At 46.7% G+C, this 22,679-nt stretch carries 19 protein-coding genes; 2 read left to right on the top strand and 17 right to left on the bottom strand.

Translation table 11 applies throughout. The annotated features are described in order from the left end of the window. Positions 1–7 precede the first annotated feature (7 nt). A complete protein-coding gene (locus W234_RS0108730; RefSeq protein WP_025646483.1) occupies positions 8–745 on the top strand; it encodes a pantothenate kinase in 738 nt (245 codons plus the stop codon). Between the two features lie 84 nt (positions 746–829). On the opposite strand, the gene W234_RS0108725 is transcribed toward W234_RS0108730, so the two are convergent. The 11 genes from W234_RS0108725 to W234_RS0108670 all read right to left on the bottom strand — a co-directional run bounded on the left by W234_RS0108725 (position 830) and on the right by W234_RS0108670 (position 15,035). Further along, a complete protein-coding gene (locus tag W234_RS0108725) occupies positions 830–2,017 on the bottom strand; it encodes an isovaleryl-CoA dehydrogenase (protein ID WP_025646482.1) in 1,188 nt (395 codons plus the stop codon). Positions 2,018–2,214: 197 nt separating this feature from the next. Next, positions 2,215–3,135: a hydroxymethylglutaryl-CoA lyase gene (locus W234_RS0108720; RefSeq protein ID WP_025646481.1), complete on the bottom strand. Its 921-nt coding sequence runs from the start codon at positions 3,133–3,135 to the stop codon at positions 2,215–2,217. Positions 3,136–3,146: 11 nt separating this feature from the next. Next, positions 3,147–5,273: an acetyl/propionyl/methylcrotonyl-CoA carboxylase subunit alpha gene (locus W234_RS0108715; protein ID WP_025646480.1), complete on the bottom strand. Its 2,127-nt coding sequence runs from the start codon at positions 5,271–5,273 to the stop codon at positions 3,147–3,149. A gap of 197 nt (positions 5,274–5,470) precedes the next feature. Continuing rightward, positions 5,471–6,268, bottom strand: a complete 798-nt coding sequence (locus W234_RS0108710; RefSeq protein ID WP_025646479.1) for an enoyl-CoA hydratase/isomerase family protein — start codon at positions 6,266–6,268, stop codon at positions 5,471–5,473. Between the two features lie 195 nt (positions 6,269–6,463). Beyond that, the gene (locus tag W234_RS0108700; RefSeq protein WP_025646478.1) at positions 6,464–8,074 is read right to left on the bottom strand and encodes a carboxyl transferase domain-containing protein; all 1,611 of its coding nucleotides are present in this window, start codon (positions 8,072–8,074) and stop codon (positions 6,464–6,466) included. A gap of 118 nt (positions 8,075–8,192) precedes the next feature. Continuing rightward, positions 8,193–9,962, bottom strand: coding sequence for an AMP-binding protein (locus W234_RS0108695; RefSeq protein ID WP_037059461.1), 1,770 nt, complete (start codon positions 9,960–9,962; stop codon positions 8,193–8,195). A gap of 251 nt (positions 9,963–10,213) precedes the next feature. Beyond that, positions 10,214–11,431 carry an FAD-dependent oxidoreductase gene (locus W234_RS0108690; protein ID WP_025646476.1) on the bottom strand — a complete coding sequence of 406 codons (1,218 nt, stop codon included), beginning with the start codon at positions 11,429–11,431 and terminating at the stop codon, positions 10,214–10,216. A gap of 183 nt (positions 11,432–11,614) precedes the next feature. Further along, positions 11,615–12,334, bottom strand: coding sequence for an amino acid ABC transporter ATP-binding protein (locus tag W234_RS0108685; RefSeq protein WP_037059487.1), 720 nt, complete (start codon positions 12,332–12,334; stop codon positions 11,615–11,617). Between the two features lie 209 nt (positions 12,335–12,543). Continuing rightward, entirely contained in the window at positions 12,544–13,215 is a 672-nt protein-coding gene (locus tag W234_RS0108680; RefSeq protein WP_025646474.1) for an ABC transporter permease subunit, read from the bottom strand. After that, complete coding sequence (locus W234_RS0108675) at positions 13,212–13,958, bottom strand: amino acid ABC transporter permease (RefSeq protein WP_025646473.1); 747 nt, start codon at positions 13,956–13,958, stop codon at positions 13,212–13,214. The genes W234_RS0108680 and W234_RS0108675 overlap by 4 nt, the downstream gene beginning before the upstream one ends. A gap of 93 nt (positions 13,959–14,051) precedes the next feature. Further along, positions 14,052–15,035 carry a glutamate/aspartate ABC transporter substrate-binding protein gene (locus tag W234_RS0108670; RefSeq protein ID WP_037059457.1) on the bottom strand — a complete coding sequence of 328 codons (984 nt, stop codon included), beginning with the start codon at positions 15,033–15,035 and terminating at the stop codon, positions 14,052–14,054. A gap of 285 nt (positions 15,036–15,320) precedes the next feature. On the opposite strand from W234_RS0108670, the gene W234_RS0108665 reads away from it, so the two are divergent. After that, entirely contained in the window at positions 15,321–16,304 is a 984-nt protein-coding gene (locus W234_RS0108665; RefSeq protein ID WP_025646471.1) for an Hsp33 family molecular chaperone HslO, read from the top strand. 117 nt (positions 16,305–16,421) lie between these two features. On the opposite strand, the gene W234_RS0108660 is transcribed toward W234_RS0108665, so the two are convergent. From W234_RS0108660 to W234_RS0108635, 6 genes are all read right to left on the bottom strand, one after another. Continuing rightward, positions 16,422–17,906, bottom strand: a complete 1,485-nt coding sequence (locus tag W234_RS0108660; RefSeq protein ID WP_025646470.1) for an alpha/beta fold hydrolase — start codon at positions 17,904–17,906, stop codon at positions 16,422–16,424. Between the two features lie 154 nt (positions 17,907–18,060). Continuing rightward, positions 18,061–18,735, bottom strand: coding sequence for a fumarylacetoacetate hydrolase family protein (locus W234_RS0108655; RefSeq protein ID WP_025646469.1), 675 nt, complete (start codon positions 18,733–18,735; stop codon positions 18,061–18,063). An 18-nt stretch (positions 18,736–18,753) separates the two neighbouring features. Beyond that, positions 18,754–19,479, bottom strand: coding sequence for an ABC transporter permease (locus tag W234_RS0108650; RefSeq protein ID WP_025646468.1), 726 nt, complete (start codon positions 19,477–19,479; stop codon positions 18,754–18,756). Positions 19,480–19,491: 12 nt separating this feature from the next. After that, positions 19,492–20,226, bottom strand: a complete 735-nt coding sequence (locus tag W234_RS0108645) for an ABC transporter permease (protein ID WP_025646467.1) — start codon at positions 20,224–20,226, stop codon at positions 19,492–19,494. A gap of 373 nt (positions 20,227–20,599) precedes the next feature. Then, entirely contained in the window at positions 20,600–21,487 is an 888-nt protein-coding gene (locus W234_RS0108640; RefSeq protein WP_025646466.1) for an ABC transporter substrate-binding protein, read from the bottom strand. Between the two features lie 210 nt (positions 21,488–21,697). After that, a complete protein-coding gene (locus W234_RS0108635; protein WP_037059455.1) occupies positions 21,698–22,654 on the bottom strand; it encodes a transporter substrate-binding domain-containing protein in 957 nt (318 codons plus the stop codon). Between the last annotated feature and the right edge of the window lie 25 nt (positions 22,655–22,679).

Below are 22,679 nucleotides of genomic sequence, written 5' to 3'. Positions count from 1 at the left end.
AAAAACTATGCTCTGGCTAGATCTAGGTAATACTAGGCTTAAATACTGGCTCACTGATGATATTGGCCAAATTGTCTCGCACAATGCACGCCAGCATTTGCAAGCGCCAGCTGAGCTGCTAATGGGACTGACCGATCGATTTGAGCGTTACGCGCCTGACTTTATCGGTATCTCATCGGTGCTGGGTGATGAGCTCAATGGCAATGTAGCACAGACGCTCAGTCGGCTGGGTATACCCTTTGAGTTTGTCAATGTCGACTCGTCTCACGCGCTGATGAGTAGTCGCTATGATGCCAAACAATTAGGCTGTGATCGCTGGTTACAGATGCTTGGCGCAGTAGATAGGACGAAGCGCCAATGCGTAGTGGGCTGCGGTACCGCGGTCACAATAGATCTGATCGATCATGCCGAGCATTTGGGCGGTTATATTTTTCCGAGCATCTATTTGCAGCGCGAGTCGCTATTTTCGGGTACTAAGCAGATTACGATTTCAAACGGTGCTTTTGATAGTATCGCGCAAGGAGTCACCACGCAGGATGCGGTCCATCACGGCATTTTGTTATCTATCGTTGGTGCTATCAATGAGATCACTCATCGTCATCCTAACTTTGAGCTGATCATGACCGGCGGTGATGCGGCTATGATTGCTGAGCATGTCAATCGTCCGGTACGCTTGCGTGATGACTCACTTCTCAATGGCTTGGCTAGATATTTTGATTACAGCAAAAAGCAGCTAGTAGTTTAAAGCTATATTAAAAGTGTTAAAAATAAAAAAGCAGTCGGTCTTGGACTTACTGCTTTTTTTATTACAAGATCGACTCTAAACTACCTACTTAGTCTCATTAAACAACTCTCGACCAATCAGCATACGGCGAATCTCGCTGGTGCCTGCGCCAATCTCATACAGCTTAGCATCGCGCCATAAGCGCCCAAGCGGATACTCATTGGTATAGCCGTTACCACCAAAGATTTGGATGCCATCGCCTGCCATCAGGGTCGCTTTTTCCGCGCACCATAGAATCACACTAGCGCAGTCTTTACGTACTTGCCGGCTATGACCTGCGCCTTGTGCGTCTAGCATATCGAGATTCTTGCCGACCGTGTATAAAAAGCTGCGACCTGCTTGCAAAATCGTGTACATATCAGCGACTTTACCTTGAATCAGCTGAAACTCGCCAATCGCTTGACCGAACTGCTTACGGTCATGAATGTAGGGCACGACATTGTCCATCACGGCTTGCATAATACCGATAGGACCCGCTGCCAATACTGCGCGCTCATAATCAAGGCCGCTCATCAGTACCTTTACGCCGTTGTTCAGGCCACCTAAGATGTTCTCTTTTGGCACCTCAACATTATTGAAAGTCATCTCGCCGGTGTGGCTACCACGCATCCCAAGTTTATCGAGCTTTTGCGCCGTACCAAAACCGTCCATACCTTTTTCGATAATAAATGCGGTAATCCCTTGCGCGCCAAGCTCAGGATTGGTCTTGGCATAGACCACCATCACATCGGCATCTGGGCCATTGGTAATCCACATTTTGCTACCGTTTAGCACAAAGACGTCACCTTTTTCCTCAGCTTTAAGCTTCATGCTGGTCACATCAGACCCTGCACCCGTCTCACTCATGGCAAGCGCACCGATGAACTCGCCAGTGATTAGCTTAGGTAAAAATTTCTGCTTTTGTGCCTCTGAGCCGTTGCGCTTGATCTGATTGACGCAAAGGTTTGAGTGCGCGCCGTAGCTTAGACCAATAGAGGCGGATGCACGGCTAATCTCTTCCATCGCCACCATATGAGCGACGTAGCCCATGTCAGCGCCGCCGTATTCTTCAGGTACGGTAATGCCATGTAAGCCTAAATCGCCCATTTTTTGCCATAGATCCATCGGGAACTCATCGCTGCTATCAATCTCGCCTGCGCGCGGGATGATTTCTTTAGCGGCGAACTGCGCTACCACATCACGCAGCGCATCAATATCTTCGCCAAGCTGAAAGTCTAAACCGGGTAAACTCATAATAACTCCTTATTTATAATCTTTAACTCTATTAATAAAATTAGATAACTTATATAAAAATATAGCATGTATAAAAATGGTATGGCTGGCATAAATTTTTTGAAGCCTCTGGAGTGACGAAGTCACACAGCAAGCGAATAAAATTTGTGCCAGCTATACGCAGCGGTAGATATTTATATTAATTAAAACAGGATGACTTAAGCTGAACGCTTATTAATCAAAGCTCTTGCAACGTTAGAGTCGTTACGGCGTCCTAAAAATTCGCTGATGCGCTCGCCTGCGAGGACTAATTTATCTAAATCAATACCAGTCTCAATCCCCATGCCATGGAGCATATAGACCACATCTTCGGTCGCGACATTGCCCGTAGCGCCTTTAGCATAAGGACAACCGCCAAGGCCCGCGACTGAGGTGTCAAATTCGTTAATGCCCATCTCGAGCGCCGCTAAAGTATTGCTCAGCGCCTGTCCATAAGTATCGTGAAAATGGCCTGAGATACGTGCAATATCGATATACTCAAGTGCCGCTGCTAACGCTTTTTTTACCTTAATAGGCGTACCGACGCCTATGGTATCAGCGATGCCAATTTGTTCCGCGCCAATCTCAACCAAGCGTTTGGTGACGTAAGCCACTTGACTAGGGTCAATCTCGCCCTCATAAGGACAGCCGACCGTGCAGGAGATTACCCCGCGTACTTTGATGCCTTGCGCTTTGGCCGCGGCAGTGACTGGCGCAAAACGCTCAATGCTCTCATCGATACTGCAGTTGATGTTTTTTTGACTAAAGGTTTCGCTTGCTGAGGCAAAGATAACCACCTCATCAGGACGGTGCAAGATAGCATCATCAAAGCCGCGCATATTGGGCACTAGTACCGAATAGATCACGTCATCTGATCTACTAGCTGCAAGCGCTGTCATTAGCTCATTATTATCACCCATTTGCGGCACCCATTTAGGGGAAACAAAGCTAGTAGTTTCAATCTTCTTAACCCCTGCTTTGATCAAATCTTCGATTAAGGCCTGTTTGATCGCTGTCGGTACGGTCATGGATTCGTTTTGTAAGCCATCACGCGGACTGACATCGACGATGGTGACATGATTTGGGTACGCGTTATTCATAGTTAGTATCCTTAAGCTTCACTCGTCTCGCTATCAATACGCAGTAGCTCATCACCATCGGCGACTAAGTCGCCCGCTGCAAATAGCAATTCTGCGACAACGCCGTCAGTGGGCGCGGTAATCGTATGTTCAATTTTCATCGCTTCAATCACCGCTAATGGCTCGCCTTGCTTGACGCTATCGCCGACCGCGACTTTAAAGGCAATCACCTGTCCTGGCATAGGCGACTTGAGACTACCAGCAGCGGCAGAATCCTCCCCTGCATAAGCCATGGCATCGATAAGTTCAATCTGATCGCGACCCCTATCGGTAAAGACGTAAACTGTCTCGTTATGCGTCCAACTTTGCGCTTTGATACACGTATCATCGAGCCATAAGGTATGATTATGGGCATCATCACTATGGTAGCTGACTTGAGCGTTATATAAAGCCTCATCTGACTTTTCTGAGGAGCTTGCCCCACTCGTATCGTGCTCAATCGTTAAAGAAAAACGATCGGTGCTATCTGTATTTTTTTGACCCGCATTGTTTTGACGTGCAGCATTATTAGCATTGTGCCAATTACTAATATGAGCAAGGTAATTTTCTTCATTATAAATGAGGTTAAAAGTACGCGAGTAGTCGGTATAAGCGCGGAACGCAGAGAGCTGACTAAAGGGATCATTGGCATTATTTCTCACTGTGTCTTTCTCACTAGTCAACTGCTGCACGATAGCAGTGGTTACCAACGCCGATAGCTCTAACGGGTGCTGATTGAATAACTCAGTCGCTTCACGCTCTATTAAAGCCGTATCTAGATTGGCCTGACTAAAAGAGTTGGTATTAATCACATAACGTAGGAACGCGACACTATTGGGTAAGCCAACGATACGAGTGAGTGCTAATGCTTGATCCATTTTCGCTAATGCTTGCGCGCGGGTTGGCGCATGCACGATAAGCTTGGCAATCATAGAGTCATAAAACGGGCTGATGACATCGCCCTCGCGTACCCCATCATCGATACGCACATCATTACCGTTTTTGTTAATAGTAAAAGTACTATGTTCAGGCTTTTGATACGTGAACAGCGTCCCCGTTGCTGGCAAGAAATTATTGTCAGGATTCTCCGCGCAAATACGGGCTTCAATCGCATGACCATTGATAGATAATTCATTTTGCGTTTTCGGTAGTTTCTGACCGGCGGCTACCAGTAATTGCCACTCCACCAAATCGACGCCTGTTATCGCTTCGCTCACGGGATGCTCGACTTGCAGACGGGTGTTCATCTCCATAAAATAAAAACTCATACCCGTCTCGCGCTGCTCAACGATAAACTCGACCGTACCCGCACCGACATAATCGACTGCACGCGCAGCATCGATGGCAGCTTTGCCCATAGCAGCACGCATGGACTCATCGACGTCAGGCGCAGGCGCTTCTTCTAGTAACTTTTGATGGCGGCGCTGTACCGAGCAGTCGCGCTCAAACAGATGTACATAATTACCATGACTATCACCGAAGACTTGGATTTCGATATGGCGCGGTTTGAGGGCGTACTTTTCAATGAGAACTTGATCATCATCGAAGCTGGTGATAGTCTCACGGCGGCAGGACGCTAAAAGATCGTCGAAGTTATTACTATTCTCAACGATTCTCATGCCTTTACCGCCGCCGCCTGCACTGGCTTTGATTAGCACTGGATAGCCAATAGCGTCTGCTTGCGCCTTCAAAAAATCGCTATCTTGATTATCACCGTGATAGCCTGGTATCAGAGGTACACCAGCCGCTTCCATCAAGCGCTTAGACTCCGATTTACCGCCCATCGCGTTTATGGCATTCGCTGAGGGCCCGATAAATACTAAACCTGCATTTTGACATGCTTCAGCAAAATCAGCGTTCTCACTTAAAAACCCATAACCGGGATGAATCGCCTCCGCGCCGCGATCTTTGGCAATGGCAATGAGCGCATCGCCTTTCAAGTAGCTGTCTTTAGGCGCAGAACCGCCGAGATAAACGGCTTCGTCACAAACAGCGACATGCTTGGCATATCGGTCAGCATCTGAATAAACGGCGACCGTACGTACGCCCATACGTTTGGCAGTAGCCGCGACTCGGCAAGCAATTTCACCACGGTTGGCGATGAGTATTTTGGAGAACATAGCAATTCCTGTGCTTTATATTTGATATTTTGCCTTAATTTAAACGGGTTATAGTCAATTCAAAATAAAATCGATATATTTATTTTGTCGTGCTACTGGTACAAATTTTCTTTGCTTGCTGTGCGCTTCGAGCTTTTCGATGCTGCATACAATTTATCCCAGTAGCACTGTATCGGTTTTAAAGTGAATCAACTACACTACTCTTTATCAGCCAACCAATCCGGCTTACGCTTTTGCAAAAAGGCTTGTACGCCTTCCTTTCCTTGCTCTGACGCGCGAATATCAGCAATCTCCTTCACCGTATCAGCGATTAACTCATCATTAATACGCTTACCTTCGATATCATGAAGTAAGCGCTTACAGGTCTTGACCGCATCAGGGCTATTATTGACGATCTTCGCGCATAGCCTAGCGACCGTATCATCTAGGCTCTCTTCACTGACGCGCTCATGTACAAACCCAAGTTGCCGTGCTTTTTTGGCATTGAACACCTCAGCGGTTAAGAAGTAACGCTGTGAGGCACGCGCGCCTAACGCCTTTATCACATAAGGGCTAATCGTTGCAGGCGCTAGACCTAAGCGCACTTCACTGAGACAGAAATTGGCGTTTTTAACCGCGATAGCGATATCACACACTGCCACCAGCCCTATGCCGCCAGCATAAACATCACCTTGGATAGCCGCAATGGTGGGCTTTGAGCAGTCATAAATGGTTTTGAGCATTTGCGCGAGTGTATCAGCATCGGCTAGATTTTCTTGATAATCATAATCTGCCATCGCTCGCATCCAGTTCAGATCCGCGCCGGCACAAAAAGCCTTACCTGCTGCCGCTAAGACAATCACACGAACGTCATCGCTTTGACCCAACTGCTTAAATACAGAGGTTAATTCGCTAATTGTTTTATCATTAAAGGCATTGCGTATTTCAGGACGGTTTAAAGTTACGGTTGCGACGTAGTTTTCTATGGTTACTAATAGGTTTTTATAATTATTCATATAATTTTTTCTCTTAATTTTGTAGCGGCTTTTCTTTCAATACAGTAGTTCTATTTTGAAAAATAAATAGTGGGCTGGTAGAAATTTTTGCAGCCTCTGTCGGCGTAGGCACAGCACGCAAGAAAATTTTTACCAGCCACACGCCAAGTTTCCTATCATACTTGTAGACGAGAATTATCACTTATCAAACTAAATCTACATTCTAAAAATACCAAAGGTCGTCTCTTCAATAGGTGCGTTATGAGCCGCGCTAAGTCCTAACGCTAATACCTGACGGGTATCAGCAGGATCAATGACGCCATCATCCCATAACCTTGCAGTGGCATAATAAGGATGGCCTTGCTCCTCATACATATCGCGTATTGGTGCTTTAAACGCTTCTTCATCGTCAGCGCTCCACGCCTCGCCACTGCGTTCGAAGTTATCACGCTTTACCGTTGCCAGTACCGAAGCGGCTTGCTCGCCGCCCATCACCGAGATGCGCGCGTTCGGCCACATCCATAAAAACCTTGGATCGTAAGCGCGGCCACACATGCCATAGTTACCTGCGCCAAAAGAGCCGCCAACGATGACCGTAAATTTAGGCACTTTGGCATTGGCAACCGCCATCACCATTTTGGCACCATGACGAGCGATGCCTTCGTTCTCATACTTACGTCCGACCATAAAGCCGGTGATATTTTGCAAAAACACCAGCGGGATTTTGCGTTTACAGCACAGCTCAATGAAGTGTGTGCCTTTTTGCGCCGACTCACTAAATAAGATACCGTTATTGGCGATAATACCGACAGGCATGCCTTCGATATGGGCAAAGCCGCAAATGAGCGTATTGGCAAAGCGCGCCTTAAATTCATCAAAGGCGCTATCGTCGACGATACGGGCAATGATCTCTTTAATATCAAACGGTTTACGCTTATCAGTCGGAATAATGCCGTACAGCTCTTTGACATCATAGCGTGGAGGCCGCGGGGTGATTTGATTGGGAATGACTTTCGCATCACGGTTCAAATGCCCAACGATATCGCGGGCAATCGACAACGCATGGGTATCGTTTTGTGCTAGATAATCGACCACCCCTGATAGCCGCGTGTGCACATCACCGCCGCCCAAGTCTTCTGCGCTGACCTCTTCACCCGTTGCCGCTTTGACCAGTGGCGGGCCGCCGAGAAATATCGTCCCTTGGTCTTTGACAATAATAGACTCATCGCTCATTGCCGGCACATAAGCGCCGCCTGCGGTACAGCTGCCCATGACTACGGCGATTTGCGGAATACCTGCCGCGCTCAGATTGGCTTGATTAAAAAAGATACGCCCAAAGTCATCTTTATCAGGGAATACTTCGTCTTGATTCGGCAGATTCGCGCCGCCTGAATCAACGAGATAAACACAAGGCAAATGGTTTTGCTGCGCGATTTCCTGTGCGCGCAAGTGTTTTTTAACCGTCATCGGGTAGTAAGTACCGCCTTTCACCGTAGCATCATTACAGACGATCATGCACTCGATGCCGTTAATACGGCCAATACCGGCAATCACGCCTGCCGCTGGGATATCGGCATCATACATATCATGCGCTGCCATCGGCGCCACTTCCAAAAACGGCGTGCCAACATCGAGTAGACGCTCCACGCGCGCGCGAGGTAACAGCTTACCGCGCGCTAAATGCTTAGCTCGAGCACGCTCTGATCCACCTTGGACAATTTTATGCAGATGCTGATATAAATCATCGACGAGCGCTTGCATCGCGGTACTATTTTGCTGAAACTCGCTCGAGTTGGGGCTTAGTTTACTGGTGATAATGGCGCTCATGGTCTTCCTTGTTATACTTCTATGTCTGAATTTTAACTATAAAACATTTTTGCAAAAATAAGGGGTCATTAAATACTTAGCAGTGTTTTGAATGATAAAGCTTTTATATAAATCAATACTATGCCAAACCTAACTCTGCTGTCATTTGCTCAATGATTTTATATTTTTGAATTTTACCCGTGATGGTCATCGGATATTCTGTGACAAAACGATAGTAAGCCGGGATTTTATAATGGGCGATATTATCGTAGCAGAACTGTTTGACCTCTTCTTCTGTCAGATCAACTCCCTCTTTAGGAATAATCCAAGCCGCCAGCACTTCACCGTAACGCTCATCTGGAATGCCAACGACTTGTACGTCGCGTATTTTTGGATGACGATACAGATAGTTTTCAATCTCAACCGGATAAATATTCTCGCCGCCGCGGATGACCATATCTTTACTACGACCGACGACTTTGACATAGCCATCCTCGTCCATCGTCGCCAAATCGCCAGTATGCATCCAGCCGTCTTGTATCGCCTCGCGAGTCTTAAAGCGGCTACCCCAATAGCCTTTCATCACTGAATAGCCTTTTGTCAGTAGCTCGCCTGTCTCGCCGATAGGTAGAGTCTCGCCAGTACCCGTATCGACAACTTTGACCTCAAGCGCGGGCTGCACCAGTCCAACGGTCGAGACTTGTTTTTCAAGCGGCGTGTGCTCATTAGTTTGACAGGATACAGGGCTCGTCTCAGTCATGCCATAAGCAATGGTGACCTCCTGCATATGCATCTTATCGATGACTCGGCGCATCACTTCAATCGGACAACTAGAGCCTGCCATAATCCCCGTACGCAAACTCGATAAATCAAATTTATCAAAGTCAGGATAATCAAGCTCAGCGATAAACATCGTTGGCACGCCGTGCAGCGCGGTACATTTTTCAGCTTCTACCGTTTGTAGTACCGTTAGTGGTTCAAAGCCATCATTGGGATAAACGATACAACCGCCATGGGTCAAAATCGCTAAATTCCCTAGTACCATGCCGAAACAATGATAGAGCGGCACAGGAATACACAATCTGTCAGCTTCAGTAAGATTCATCGCCTCACCGATAAAATAGCCATTATTTAAGATATTACGGTGGCTGAGTGTAGCGCCTTTGGGCGTCCCTGTGGTACCACTCGTAAACTGCACATTGATAGCGTCAGTGTTTTTAAGCATCGCTTGGCGCTCTTTAACACGCGGATCATTAGCATCACCTTCCGCTATCCAGTCTGAGAACTTTTGCATAAAGCTGATATCATCAGTATCTTCAGGCTCATCGATCCAAATAATACACTCAACCGTCGGTATCTCAACCAAATCGAGCTGATTAAAGGTTTTGTGGTAAATCTCAGGGCAGAGCTCACGAATCATTTGCGTATAATCGCTAGTTTTGAAATGACGCATTAATACCAACGCCGAGCAGCCTAATTTATTCAAGGCGTATTGCAGCTCAAAGGTACGATAGGCGGGATTAATGTTGACTAAAATGACGCCAACTTTAGCCGTCGCAAGCTGCATCAGTAGCCATTCGCTATTATTATGCGACCAGATACCGATGCGATCACCAATCTCAAGCCCCATCTCGATGATGGCGCTGGCGAGCTTATTGACTTGCTCTTGTAGCTGTTTATAAGTCCAACGAATGTTTTGATGACGCACCACTAACGCTTCGCGCTCGGGATATTTGGCCACAATAGCATCAAAAAAATCGCCAATAGTGGCTTCTATAAGCGGGACATCGGGGCCTTTGTCGTAACTTTGAGTGAGAGGTGCATTTGCGGAGCGTGCGCCCATGTTTATTTTTGGAATATTATTTAGAATATCGCTGGAGGCAGTGCTAAGTGGAGAGGGTTGAATCATAACGAATCCTTTCGTTTTACTTTTCCGTTTTGCTAATCAAGCTTATCAATAAATCTATTGTGGCTTGTCCCTTATATCTCTTCACTATAACGTCTGAAATCAAACCCTGTCAATCATATTGATACAAGATGTCTCATTCACATCATCGATAGCCGTTATGATAAATGATATGACTAGCCGTAAAAAAGCCAGCCTCTTATGAATAAAAGACTGGCGACCCAGCTATCACTCCAAGAGCACTTGCATACCCATTAAGCTTTCGCTGCTGGCTTTGCTGGTACTTTAAGAGACACTGTGGCTTTTACCGCTTTATCATCAGTAGCGTCGTCAAATAATTCCATGACCAGCTCATCGGTCGTTTCGGTTTTGACTTGCCAGTTACCTGTCGCTTGTGGCACGCCAACCACCGTTACCGCAATCGCCTTATTCTTCAGACGAATCATCGGCGGTTTATGGTCGTAGCCAGCATGCGCGTGGCCTAAGATATCATCAGCGATAGTCGCGGCTTGCGCTCTTAGCGGTGCCACGTAACGACAAGCCACGCCATCGATAGACATACAATCGCCAATGGCATAGACATTGTTAGCATTGGTGCGTAGCGTTGGCGCATCGACAACAATACCCGTGCGCGGATTGAACTCTATACCTGCCGCTGCGGGCAGCTTATCATCGACGACCAGACCGGTACTAGCAATCACATGATCGACTGTCATAGTATTAGCCTGTCCTTGCACATTCTCTAACGGCTCATAGCTGACTTCTAGTCTGTCATCCTCATTACGTACGACATCAGTCACCCGATAACTGCCCAAAAATTCAATACCTTGCGACTCAATCGCTTGCCTAATACGAGCGGTCGCTTTCGCCGGTAGCATTTGCGCAAGTGGCGCATCATTGAGATCAATTAGGCTGATTTTGTGACCGGCTTTGAGCAAGTCTTCGGCGATTTCGGTACCGACCATCCCTGCGCCCACAATAGCCACGTGCTGGCTACCCGTCGAGAGCTTTTCTTGCAGCTGACCGAAGCGCTCAATATGATTGACATGCCAGACTAAACTCTCAGGCAAGCTCTTAGGAAATATCGGATGTGCGCCCATCGCGAGCACTAGCTTGTCATAATTGATGACCGCGTAATTGGTGTTGGCAGGGTCTGAGCGATTTGCAGAGACCAGCTGCAATGTTTGGCTTGCCGCATCGATATCACTGACCTGCGTATGGGCTAATAAAGTGACATTAGCGGTCTTTGCTGCCTGCTCCCCCGCTGCTCGCACTAAATCGGCCGGTTTTTTATCTTGGCTAATCGCCATCGTCAGCATCGGCTTATGATAGCGATCGGCATTATCGGCCGTGATTAAAGTAATCGGTATCTCTTTATCTTTACTACGGATAGCATCTATCACGTGCCAGCCTGCTAGGCCTGCACCAACGATAACGATGCCAGAATGTTTAGAGGGTTCTTCAATGCCCATAAGAGCTCCAATATGGTCTTATATATTTAAATTTAGGTGTAACTTCATTGTAGCAGCAAATAAGAAACACTTGTACGCTCAGTACTAAGATAATCTAGTAAACATTTTCGCCCATAATGCAAAACCCATAAAAAAGCGCCTTATAAAAAGACGCTTCAAGCTACACACTGATTAAATGAGCCGCTAGTGATTCAGAATCTTCGATAAGAACTGCTGCGCGCGATCACTTTTTGCACCCTCAAAGAACTCATCTTTGCTACAGTTCTCAACGATATAACCCTCATCCATAAAGATAATACGGTTCGCCACTTGACTGGCAAAGCCCATCTCGTGGGTCACGCACATCATCGTCATGCCCTCACGGGTCAGCTCTACCATCACATCGAGCACCTCTTGAATCATCTCAGGATCAAGCGCGGAGGTCGGCTCATCAAACAACATCGCCACAGGATCCATCGCTAGCGCCCGCGCAATCGCTACCCGCTGCTGCTGACCACCGGACAGCTCAGCCGGATATTTTGGTGCCTGCGCGCTTAGTCCCACGCGATCTAGATAAGCCATACCTTTTTGTTTGGCCTCGTCCTCGCGGCGGCCCAAAACTTTAATCTGCGCGACCGTCAGGTTCTCAATGATAGTCAGGTGCGGAAATAACTCAAAATGCTGAAACACCATGCCGACGCGGCTACGTAGCTTTGGCAGATTGGTTTTTGAGTCGCCAACTGAGATACCATTGACCATGATTTGCCCTTTTTGAAAAGGCTCAAGACCATTAACGGTCTTAATCAAAGTAGATTTACCGCTGCCAGATGGGCCACAAACGACCACCACGTCGCCTTTATGGACATGAGCAGTACAGTCAGTGAGTACCTGAAAGTCGCCATACCATTTACTGACGCTATCCATTTCAATGACTATCTCATCGCTAGCATGACCGTTATCTGTCACCAGTCCGCCAAAGTCATTTATAAATGTCTTAGCCTTATTCATCGTCGGCTCCTAGCCTTATGCTTAATATTTTTGTCATGTATGTAAAATAAGTGATAGCGCTATGTCCGTAAGATTTACGCTAGTTTAGTGCGCAAACCTCTACGGTTGAATTATTCAATCAAACGCTAGAACCTAAGCTTTTTTTGCACGTGCTGTACGCCAATAGAAGCGGTCAAACTGATAATAAAGTAAATCGCCCCTGCACCTAATATATAAGGGGTGAGTAACCCCATCAGCTCTCCGCGCACGTAAGCGGCACGGAAAAAATCGGTCAAACCAATCGCAAAAACCAAAGTGGTATCTTGAAACAGAATAATACACTGCTGCAAGATCAGCGGTAGCATCTTACGAAACGCTTGCGGCAAAATAACCAGACGCATGGTCTGCCCATAAGTCATGCCAAGCGCTTTTGCTGCATTGACTTGACCACTACCGATGGATTGAATACCAGCTCGCACGACCTCAGAAAAGTAGGCGGCCTCAAACATCATAAAGGCGACGACACACGAAGCAAAGGCGGCATTGAGCTGCAAGTACTTACCTGCCACCCAAAAATAAATCATCGGTACGGCAAAATAAAACCACAATAGCACCAGTAGCAGTGGCACTGAGCGAAAGTAGTTTACGTACAGCTTAGCCGGTACCTCTAACACTTTGATGCCAGATAGACGCATCAAGGCCAGTACGGTTCCAAGGCTTATACCGCCAAGAATCGCTAAAAACAACACCTTTAAGGTGGTAATCATCCCGCCCATAAGGCCTGGATATGCAGTCGCAAGTTCGGTCATCATACTCATTTCTGACTCCCTGCAATAAGCCCTGGTACGCGAAGTTTACGCTCGATTAGACCCATAATCGCAATCAGCGACAGATTAAACACTAAATAGATAATCGTCGCATAAGTATAGATCTCAAGACTATTTTGGGTGTATTCGCTAATGGTCTTCGTCTGACTGATCAGCTCCATTACCCCAACGAGCGAGGCAACAGAGGCGTTTTTGAAGCAGTTGGTCAGCTCAGAGCTTAAAGGCGGCAAGATGATACGAAAAGCTTGCGGCAGTAGTACTTGCTTATAAGCCTGCGGTATCGTAAAGCCTAGCGCGTAAGCGGCGTTAATCTGGCCTTGCGGCAAGGACTCAATACCCGTGCGCACTTGCTCAACGATACGCGCCGCGGTAAATAGACCCAGACCAATACTCGCTGAGAGCATCGCTGAGGTATTAGGCGTGAGCTCCTTATACCACCACTCTTGTAGCGCCGGTGTCAGCCACCCTGGGGCAATATAGAACCAAAAGAACAATTGCGCCAGTAGCGGAATATTACGAAAAAAGGTCACATAAGCGGTACCGATCGCCCGCGCAGGCTTGCTTGGCAAAGTACGCATAATACCGAAGATAGTACCAACGACCATCGCAATAGCCCAAGCGATACTACCGATTAGTAGCAGCCAGCCAAGGCCAGTAATCATCCAATGGATATACAGCTCGCTACCGACACCAGTCTGCTCAAAGAGCACACCCCAGTTCCAGCTATAATTCATGCTTGTCTCTCCAAGCAGTGGTTGATAGGCTTAACCCCTAAAAGCTTCAATAATGAAGCTTTTGGGAGTACCAGCTAAGTTGAGGAGTGAGGGTTACTGTGCCGCTGCCATTTTTGGCTGAGCGCCATCATGAGGATCGGCGATGAGTGCTTTTAGGTTATCTGACATCTCAAAGTTTAAGTTGACGTTTTTAGGCGGGATTGGGTTTAAGAACCACTTATCGTAAATACTATTGATCTCACCTGAGGCAAAGACATCCGTCAAGGCTTTATCGACTACGGCTTTGAACTCAGGATCGTCTTTACGCAGCATACAGCCATAAATCTCAAACGACTGCGGCTCGCCTACAATGACCCACTTATCTGGATTTTTAGCTTTGGCTTTTTCGCCGGCTAGTAGTACATCATCCATCATAAAGGCATCAGCACGGCCGTTTTCTAGCATCAAGAATGCCTCGCCATGATCTTTGGCGGAGATGACATTAGTATCCATTTGCTTTTCATCGATGTACTGGCGAATATAGCGCTCTGAGGTCGTACCTGCGGTAGTGACTAACGTCTCACCGTCTAAGTCAGCAAAATCATTGATACCTGAGTCTGTCGCAGTCAACAAACGCGTTCCGATCTCGAAAAAGCCGTTTGAGAAGCCCACTTGTTTTTGGCGCTCTTCGTTGTTAGTCGTTGAGCCACACTCAAAGTCGACGGTGCCGTTTTGTACCAACGGGATATGCGTTTGCGAGGTAATCAAGTTATAACGAACATTCAAGTCCGGCATATTGAGCTCTTGCTTCACCGCATCCACAACTTTCATCTCTAAATCGTGCGCATAGCCCATAGGCTGATTTGGATCATCCGCGATGTATGAGAACGGAATAGAAGAGTCGCGATAGCCGACAACGATAGTGCCTGAGTCTTTAATTTTTTGAAGGGTGCCGTTGGCATTTGTAGAGGTTTCAGTAGTGGCAGCATCGTCAGTTGCAGCGTCATCGGTCGCAGTTTGACTGCTGTTATTACAGCCGGCAAGGCCTAGTGCCATAAACGCTGCTAATGTTAGAGGTTTGCTGAGTGCGTAAGCCATAAGGTACATCCTTTTATCACATATTATTAGTTAAAAAATGCTTGATTAGCTATTACTAATAGGCATCCGTGCAGTTACTTTTAGTTATCTTAATGCAACTTAATGTTACTGTACAACACTTTTATAATTATTGTGCAACTTTTTAGCCTACTGTTGCTATTTTCTACAACAAATTCATCTTCGGGTATGCATAAACTGTGGCCACAAGTGCTCTTCTTATGATTGATAAATTCTGAATAATCCCCATAAAGCTAGCACCTTCTTAACTCAATAAGATAAAAATATATGACACAAGATACTTCAGCTATGCAAACAGATCAGTTGCAGCCCTCAGACAAAGCAAGCGGTAATGATGTGCGTCAGCGCTTCTTTATCGAAGACTCGCCGGTGCGCGGTGATGTGGTGCGTTTATCGCGTAGCTACGCTTCCACTATTGCCCAGAAGCCTTATCCTGAAGCCATCAAACGCTTGCTAGGCGAGATGCTCACAGCAGCAAGCTTGCTGATAGGTACCGTCAAGATAGATGGTCGTTTATCCATCCAATTGCAGTCCTCAGATCAGGATAGCTTACTGAACTGGGCGATGGCTGAGTGCGATCAAAACGGCATTATCCGGGCGCTTGCCAGCTGGAAAGCGGATAACGATGAGCAAGTCGCTGCTTGGGAAGACATGACTCAGGCAAACGAGGCTTTTGCAGAGCTAGGCGCGATTGGTCAAGGCGTCTTATTTATTAATATTCAGCCAGATAACGGCGAGCCGTATCAAGGTATCGTCGAGCGTAGCCATGATAATCTAGCGGACTGCCTAGCCCATTACCAAAAGCAGTCCGCTCAGATTCCCACCTTGATTAACTTGGCATCAGATGGTTTACAAGCCGGCGGCGTATTGGTGCAGATGTTACCGCGTACGGCAGCAGAGAATATCGAAGTAGAGCGTAATCAAGACGCTGGTATCGATGATGACTTATGGACGCGATTGACCATGCTGACTAGCACCGTCAAAAGTAAAGAGCTGACCACACTTGCAGCCAGCGAGATTATCTACCGCTTATATAACGAAGAAAACGTCGTTGCGCCTGATCCTGTCAGCTTAGAGTTTGGCTGTACTTGCTCGCGTGAGAAGTGTGAGATGGCGATAGCACAAATCGGTGAAACCGAAGCGCTCGATATCATTGAAGAGCAAAACGGCACTTTTGAGATGGACTGCGGTTTTTGCGGTGAGGTTTATACCTTTGATAAAGACGATGTGACGGCTATTTTTGCACAATAAATTGGCTGGTTATTAGGTAAACTCAAAACCCTTTAGGCGCAAGTTTAAAGGGTTTTTTAGCTCTTAAATATATAGTTTTTTAAACGTCAGTCGTTCAAAATTGGTATAACCCTATTTTTAGAACGCTTCAGCAATCACGCCTAAGCTGCGAGGATAAGAGTGGATACGGTCGCGAGCAGCATAATCGCTTTTGCCGTTATCAAGTAGCCAAGCCACAACTTGTTCGCGCACTCGTCTGCTATGGATGAGACCCATGTGGTTCACGCCATAAAAGATCGCTTTACGGCCTTCTGGTACAAACAGATTGTGCTCACCATCATCTTCGCCCAATGCTGAAGCTACTGACACTAGACTGTCCCCGAGCAGGTTAGTTACCTTTGAGTCGTAATGGGTTTCTATCAAGGCGCTCGCGACAAAATAGGTCTTAATACCGCTTGGCAGACGAGCAGGATGCCGAAAGTCTTGTGGCACGACACTTCGCCCCTCTAAAGACTGCCAATCGGCGTCACGAATACTACCATGACGCAAATCAATGATACCGGCGCTACGCATATCCCCTAAGTGCGCAAGCGAGCTTGCGAAGGGGACTTTGGAGATAATATCTTGCACCAAAAACCCAATGCGCTCAAGGACAGCGCCGTGATGCGGCGAGCCTAAAGTAATCAAATTACCCACGCGCTTCATCCAATCTAGGCGATCTTGCTTAGCATAAAACAGCGCGCTACGAGCCACTAACCCGCCCATACTATGGCCGACCAAATCGATTTGACTGATATTAGGATTATTATCCACCAAGTCTTGTAACAGTTTGGAGAGTTTGCGGCCATTGCGTGAGATACGTCTACCAGTATTATAATCTAAGTAAAGCACTGTCGAGTCAGGCTGGCTGCGGCTGATGGCTTGCCCTAAGCTGTTGTCCTCGTTTGGATGCCAGCTTAAGTAGCTTAAACATAGGCCATGGCACAAGATAATAATACGGCCCGATAGCTCTTCGCGTTGAGGCACGCCCTCTTGGTTGTATAGGGTCATAGGAATCGCAAGCGAGTTACCATTATTGACTAGATGATCGCCCATCACCCCATTAAACACATTGACGAGTTTTTTTAGGCTAGCAGGAAGCGGCTGAGCGCTGGTTTGTCTTGCTACGTTTTTATATAGACGCAGTCCTGAGGAGAGGTTATTGCCTACCATCAGCATTACATGGCGTACGAGTCCGTAAACGCGCCCTGTGACGCCGCCATGCCAGTTTTTTAGGTGGTTTTCGTTAAAGCGCCCTATCGGACGCAGCATAATCTCGCGATGCATAGACTCAACAATCTCTGTCATCTCCACCACACCCATCGTTGCCAACTGGGCTAAACCCTCAAAAAAATCGCCTAGAGAGACTGAGTCTGTAGTGAGCGTATCTTCAGCGTCATCTGCTAATAACCTAGCCATCTCATCCATATCAAGCTGCGAGAGGTGTTCATATAAATCGCCATGAATAGCCATACTAGACTTTGCGACAGGATGCGCGCCCGGACGATAGACCATATCGGCATCGTCTTTATTGCCACTTCCGTAGCTATCATGAGTAATATCGGGTAAGTCTGGACGATTCATAATATTGATAATTTACAAGAAAGAGAGCATTACATACTATCCTTAATAGCAGATAAAAAGAAGAGATGTATTTGTTTTATGGTTGTAACTAGGAGGGATGTTATAGATAAGCCAATAAATTACTAAGATTTTTAATACTTTATAAGAGTAAAAGTTACTTAACTTGGGTTTGCCATTGCTGTTTGCCTAAGACTAGCGTTAAGTTATCTTCTGCCCGCAAAATACCTACTCCGCTTGGCGTACCGGTCATAATGACATCACCTGCCTGTAAGCTAAAAGCGTGGCTAATGTCGGCGAGTAGCTCATAGATAGGAAACAACATCAAGGCACTATCACCATCTTGCTTGAGCTCGCCATTGATATAAAGCTGATACTGAATGTGCGTTAAGTCGCCGAAATTTTGCGGCTCAAGCCAGTCAGCAAGGACGCAAGCGCCATCGAAGCATTTAGCGCGCTCCCAAGGGTGACCTTTGGCTTTAAGCTGACTTTGTAAGTCTCTTAAGGTCAAATCTAATCCTAAAGTGATGCCGCCTATCGCTTGCTTCGCTTGCTCGGCAGTCGCTGCCGATAAACCACAGGCGAGCTGAATACATAATTCCGCCTCATAATGAGTCTCACCATAGACCTTAGGATCTGGACGGATAATGTCATTGTGAATAGAGACGATAGCAGAGGCTGGTTTTATAAACAGTAGCGGTGTGCTTGGTACTGCATTACCGAGCTCATGCGCGTGAGCGGCGTAGTTACGACCGACGCAAACCACTTTGCCAATAGCAGCTTGTACCTTATTATCAAGTTTCTTATCGGTAACTCTCAGCGCTTGGCTCATCACTCACCTATCACTTAATTATGGAATAGTATTGGTCATCACATCAGGCGGCACGTAGCTGGCATGACGGTTCATTCTTTTCTCAAACCGTCCAAAGCTAAATAATATAATCCACGATAATAATAGATAGACAATACCAGCGGCAAAGAACAGCTCCATCAAGGTATAAGTCCGCGCACTAATCGTACGAGCCACGCCGGTGATATCCATTAGCGCAATGGTTGAGGCCAGCGCGCTGCCTTTGAGCATAAAGATCACTTCATTACTATAAGCAGGAATGACAATGCCAAAAGCGCGCGGCAATGTAATACGAGTGAGCTTTTGCCACGGTGACATGCCCACAGCATCTGCCGCTTCTAGCTCCCCTACCGGAATCGCCTGAATCGCACCGCGAATAATCTCTGCAAGATAAGCACTGGTATTGAGCGTAAAAGCGATAATCGCACACCAGTAAGCTTGACTGAGCACCGGCTCCCACAAGAATGACTCACGTACCGCCTCAAACTGACCTAAACCATAGTAGATCAAGAATATCTGTACCAGCAGCGGCGTACCGCGAAAAAAGAAAATATACAAAAACGGTAATATCTGTACCAGCCAGCTTTTAGACAGACGCAGTAACGCCAAAATCAAACCAAAGAACAGTCCAATGATTCCTGAGATCACAACGAGCTGTACAGTCAGTACCGCCCCGCCTAATAGATCCGGAAAGTACTCAAAAATGACCTGCCAATTCCAATCCATAACGTCTCTCCTCTACCCTAAAGTCGATGGCTGATGAGTGGATTGACGGCTGATTTTTTTGGCATAGCGCGCGGCTGGATTGGCGCGCCATTCTAGCCAAAGCATAAAGCCGGTGATAAGCATAGTAAGACCTAAATAGATGATAGCGGCTGCCATATAAAAGGTAAAAGGTTGCTGGGTGGATTGCGCCGCGCGTGAAGATTGATACATAATATCTTTGAGTCCAACGACCGAGACTAAAGCGGTGTCTTTGAGCAGTACTAAAAACAAGTTGCCAAGGCCTGGCAAGGCAATCTGCCAAACTTGCGGCAAAGTAATCCGATAAAAGGTCTGAAAAGGACGCATCCCTATCGCTTGCGCCGCTTCCTTTTGTCCGGCAGGAATCTCTTGAATAGACATCCGAAAGATCTCAGTGGCATAAGCACCAAAAGCAATAGATAAGGCCATCACCCCGCCCCAAAAAGCGCTGATCTCTACATACTCATTGTAGCCGAACTTTTTGAGGATGCTCATCAGCAAAATAGAGCCACCATAATAGATAAATAGCACTAATAATAGCTCAGGGATACCGCGCATCGTTGCGGTATAAATAGTGGCAAGCTTACGCAGTAGCCAAACGTTCGACAGCTTAGCCGTTGCCCCAAGCAGTCCTAATAGCATACCTATTATCAGGCTAGTTATGGCAAGCTTAATGGTGACGGTCGCGCCGCTTAATAGCAGGGCGCCAAATCCTTGTAAATCAAACACAGTTATTCACTCAGTCTCTATATGTTGGTCGCGTCACTGGCGTTTTTGTCAAGCCACAAATAACGCTCGAAATGTCAGCTTACTGTCCTGACGCCAGCGAAAATAAAGCGATAGTTATGGTCTGTAGCAACGAGAAGCGGTTTTGGAATATATAATAAATGACTATCAGTTGACTCAAAGATTCATGCACTGATTACTCAGATAGAAATACGCGCTGATTTTATCATAACTGAGACGCTCGATGTTAACGCTGATAGCAAATACCCAGTCAAAATAGACAGTTAGTGGCAATAAAAAAGGATACCACGAAGCTGTGATATCCTTTTGAGTGCTTACCAGCCTAACTTTCATAAACTCAAGCGACAGCTTTTGACTACTCTACCTCAGCGGCTACTGGCGTGGCAGTGCTGCTAGAGTCACTATCTGTGGTTACTGAGAAGTATTTGTTATGGATAGCATCATAGCTGCCATCTGCTTTAATATTAGCTAATGACTCATTGATTTGAGCTTGCAGCGGATCCCCTGGGCGTACCGCAATAGCAAAATTATCATCGATATCGATCTCATCACCTTTTAGCGTATATTGGCTGCCTGAGGCGGAGCTCAGCCATTCGATAGCTGGCAGCTTATCAGATATCATCGCCTCAACACGCCCTGAGCCTAAGTCTAAAAAGGCATTACTCAAAGTATCGTACAGCTGCATATTGGCTTTTGGATAAGCCTGCTCTAGCCACTGCGATGAAATCGTCGAGCGCTGAGCAGCGATGCTTTTTGAGTTGATATCATCAGGATTACTCGGGTCAAAATCGCTGCCTTCTTCTGCCAAAAACACTAAGGTATTACTAAAATAGGGATCAGTAAAGCTGACCTGCTCAGCGCGCTCTGGGGTAATCGACATCGCAGCGACAATGGCATCGTATTTGCCCGCTTTGAGACCGGGGATAATCCCATCCCAATCCTGCGCGATAATCTCACAACTGACTTGCATATCATCACATAGAGCATTGGCAATCTCGATATCAAAACCGCCAAGCGAGCCATCAGCGTTGGTATAGTTAAAAGGAGCATAAGCGCCTTCAGTGCCGATACGCAAAACCTCGCCAGTGGCTTCAGTGGCAGCCGTATCGGCAGTTTCTGTACTCGCAGTATTGGCCTCTTGACCATTGCTACAGCCTACCAGCATTCCTAAGGCTACTGCTGCAAACAAAGGGTTTTGTAGCGCCTGTCTTGCGCCAAAAATACTAGAGTAATTTATCGTCATCCTTGATTCCTTTTTATGAGTAAGTCGATTTATGAGTAAGTCGATACAAGCGCTATAAACAATAACGGCGCCCTACGCTATGAGAAGCATAAAGCGCCACTATGTAGGCTCAGCATAAAACTATAGCCATATAAAACAACAGTGCTTGTTACTTTATTTCTTGTTACTTTATTTATTGACGGTTAACTACTGACAGCTAATTACTGATAGTTAGTTACTGACAGTCTCTGTCTGCTCTTCGGCTGCGATAGTTGCATTCGCATCGGCATTATCACCTTCAATCACTATCACTTCTTCAACGCTGTCCGCTGCCGCCGCTTTATTTGCCGCTGCAGTAGAGCTGGTGCCAAAGTAGCTGCCCGTGATCTGATCATAAGTGCCATCAGCTTTTAGCTCAGCCAATGCATTGTTAAATTTACCCACTAGCGGATCGCCTTTACGAAAAGCAATACCCATCGCATCTTCGTCAGTGCTGATCTCTTCGCCTTTGACTTCATAGTCTTTACCGGCTTCAGTTTTTAGCCAGTCGATACCAGTGACTTTGTCAGACATCATAGCGCGTACGCGACCTGAAGTTAGATCTAGATAAGCGTTGTCTTGGGTATCATAAAGCTTGATATCAGACTCTGGATGCTCGTCTTGCAGGTACTGCGAAGATACCGTTGAGCGCTGTGAAGCAACTGGTTGGCCCTCAAGATCAGCAACTGTAATATCGTCGCCTTTTTTACCGATAAGAATAATACCAGTATGAAAGTAAGGGTCGCTAAATTCAACGACTTCTTGACGCTCTGGCGTAATCGACATGCCCGCGATAATCGCATCAAACTTTTGCGCATTTAAGCCGGGAATCAAACCATCCCAGTCTTGAGATATCAGCTCACACTCCGCGTTCATCTGCGCGCATAACGCATCGACCAGCTCAACTTCATAACCGATCAGCTTGCCATCGGCATCAGTATAGCTAAAAGGCTTATAGCTCGACTCAGTCGCGATTTTGATGTTCATTGGCGTCTCAGTCGCTGCGCCGTCGTCTGCAACTTGGCTCTCTTCTGGCGCTGAGCCATTACTACAAGCAGCAAGCATGAGCATAGCGGCGCTGAGCGGTGCTAACCAAAGCGCTTTGGTGGGCAAGATTGACTTGTTTTGAGAATATTTAGATAAGCTCATTATGTTTTCCTCAGTTATCGAGCAG

Origin of the sequence: Psychrobacter sp. TB15, assembly GCF_000511655.1 — a bacterium.
In the GTDB taxonomy this organism is placed as follows: Bacteria; Pseudomonadota; Gammaproteobacteria; order Pseudomonadales; family Moraxellaceae; genus Psychrobacter; species Psychrobacter submarinus.
The sequence above is the reverse complement of the archived record's forward strand: the minus strand, read 5'-3'. Positions and strand labels throughout refer to the sequence as shown.

Coding starts and splice junctions, on each gene's coding strand:
- W234_RS0108650 (WP_025646468.1), bottom strand. CDS start 19,479: ATGGATTGGAATTGGCAGGTCATTTTTGAGTACTTTCCGGATCTATTA.
- W234_RS0108690 (WP_025646476.1), bottom strand. CDS start 11,431: ATGGGCATTGAAGAACCCTCTAAACATTCTGGCATCGTTATCGTTGGT.
- W234_RS0108665 (WP_025646471.1), top strand. CDS start 15,321: ATGACACAAGATACTTCAGCTATGCAAACAGATCAGTTGCAGCCCTCA.
- W234_RS0108680 (WP_025646474.1), bottom strand. CDS start 13,215: ATGAGTATGATGACCGAACTTGCGACTGCATATCCAGGCCTTATGGGC.
- W234_RS0108725 (WP_025646482.1), bottom strand. CDS start 2,017: ATGAGTTTACCCGGTTTAGACTTTCAGCTTGGCGAAGATATTGATGCG.
- W234_RS0108635 (WP_037059455.1), bottom strand. CDS start 22,654: ATGAGCTTATCTAAATATTCTCAAAACAAGTCAATCTTGCCCACCAAA.
- W234_RS0108710 (WP_025646479.1), bottom strand. CDS start 6,268: ATGAATAATTATAAAAACCTATTAGTAACCATAGAAAACTACGTCGCA.
- W234_RS0108640 (WP_025646466.1), bottom strand. CDS start 21,487: ATGACGATAAATTACTCTAGTATTTTTGGCGCAAGACAGGCGCTACAA.
- W234_RS0108660 (WP_025646470.1), bottom strand. CDS start 17,906: ATGAATCGTCCAGACTTACCCGATATTACTCATGATAGCTACGGAAGT.
- W234_RS0108730 (WP_025646483.1), top strand. CDS start 8: ATGCTCTGGCTAGATCTAGGTAATACTAGGCTTAAATACTGGCTCACT.
- W234_RS0108700 (WP_025646478.1), bottom strand. CDS start 8,074: ATGAGCGCCATTATCACCAGTAAACTAAGCCCCAACTCGAGCGAGTTT.
- W234_RS0108655 (WP_025646469.1), bottom strand. CDS start 18,735: ATGAGCCAAGCGCTGAGAGTTACCGATAAGAAACTTGATAATAAGGTA.
- W234_RS0108720 (WP_025646481.1), bottom strand. CDS start 3,135: ATGAATAACGCGTACCCAAATCATGTCACCATCGTCGATGTCAGTCCG.
- W234_RS0108715 (WP_025646480.1), bottom strand. CDS start 5,273: ATGTTCTCCAAAATACTCATCGCCAACCGTGGTGAAATTGCTTGCCGA.
- W234_RS0108685 (WP_037059487.1), bottom strand. CDS start 12,334: ATGGATAGCGTCAGTAAATGGTATGGCGACTTTCAGGTACTCACTGAC.
- W234_RS0108675 (WP_025646473.1), bottom strand. CDS start 13,958: ATGAATTATAGCTGGAACTGGGGTGTGCTCTTTGAGCAGACTGGTGTC.
- W234_RS0108695 (WP_037059461.1), bottom strand. CDS start 9,962: ATGATTCAACCCTCTCCACTTAGCACTGCCTCCAGCGATATTCTAAAT.
- W234_RS0108670 (WP_037059457.1), bottom strand. CDS start 15,035: ATGGCTTACGCACTCAGCAAACCTCTAACATTAGCAGCGTTTATGGCA.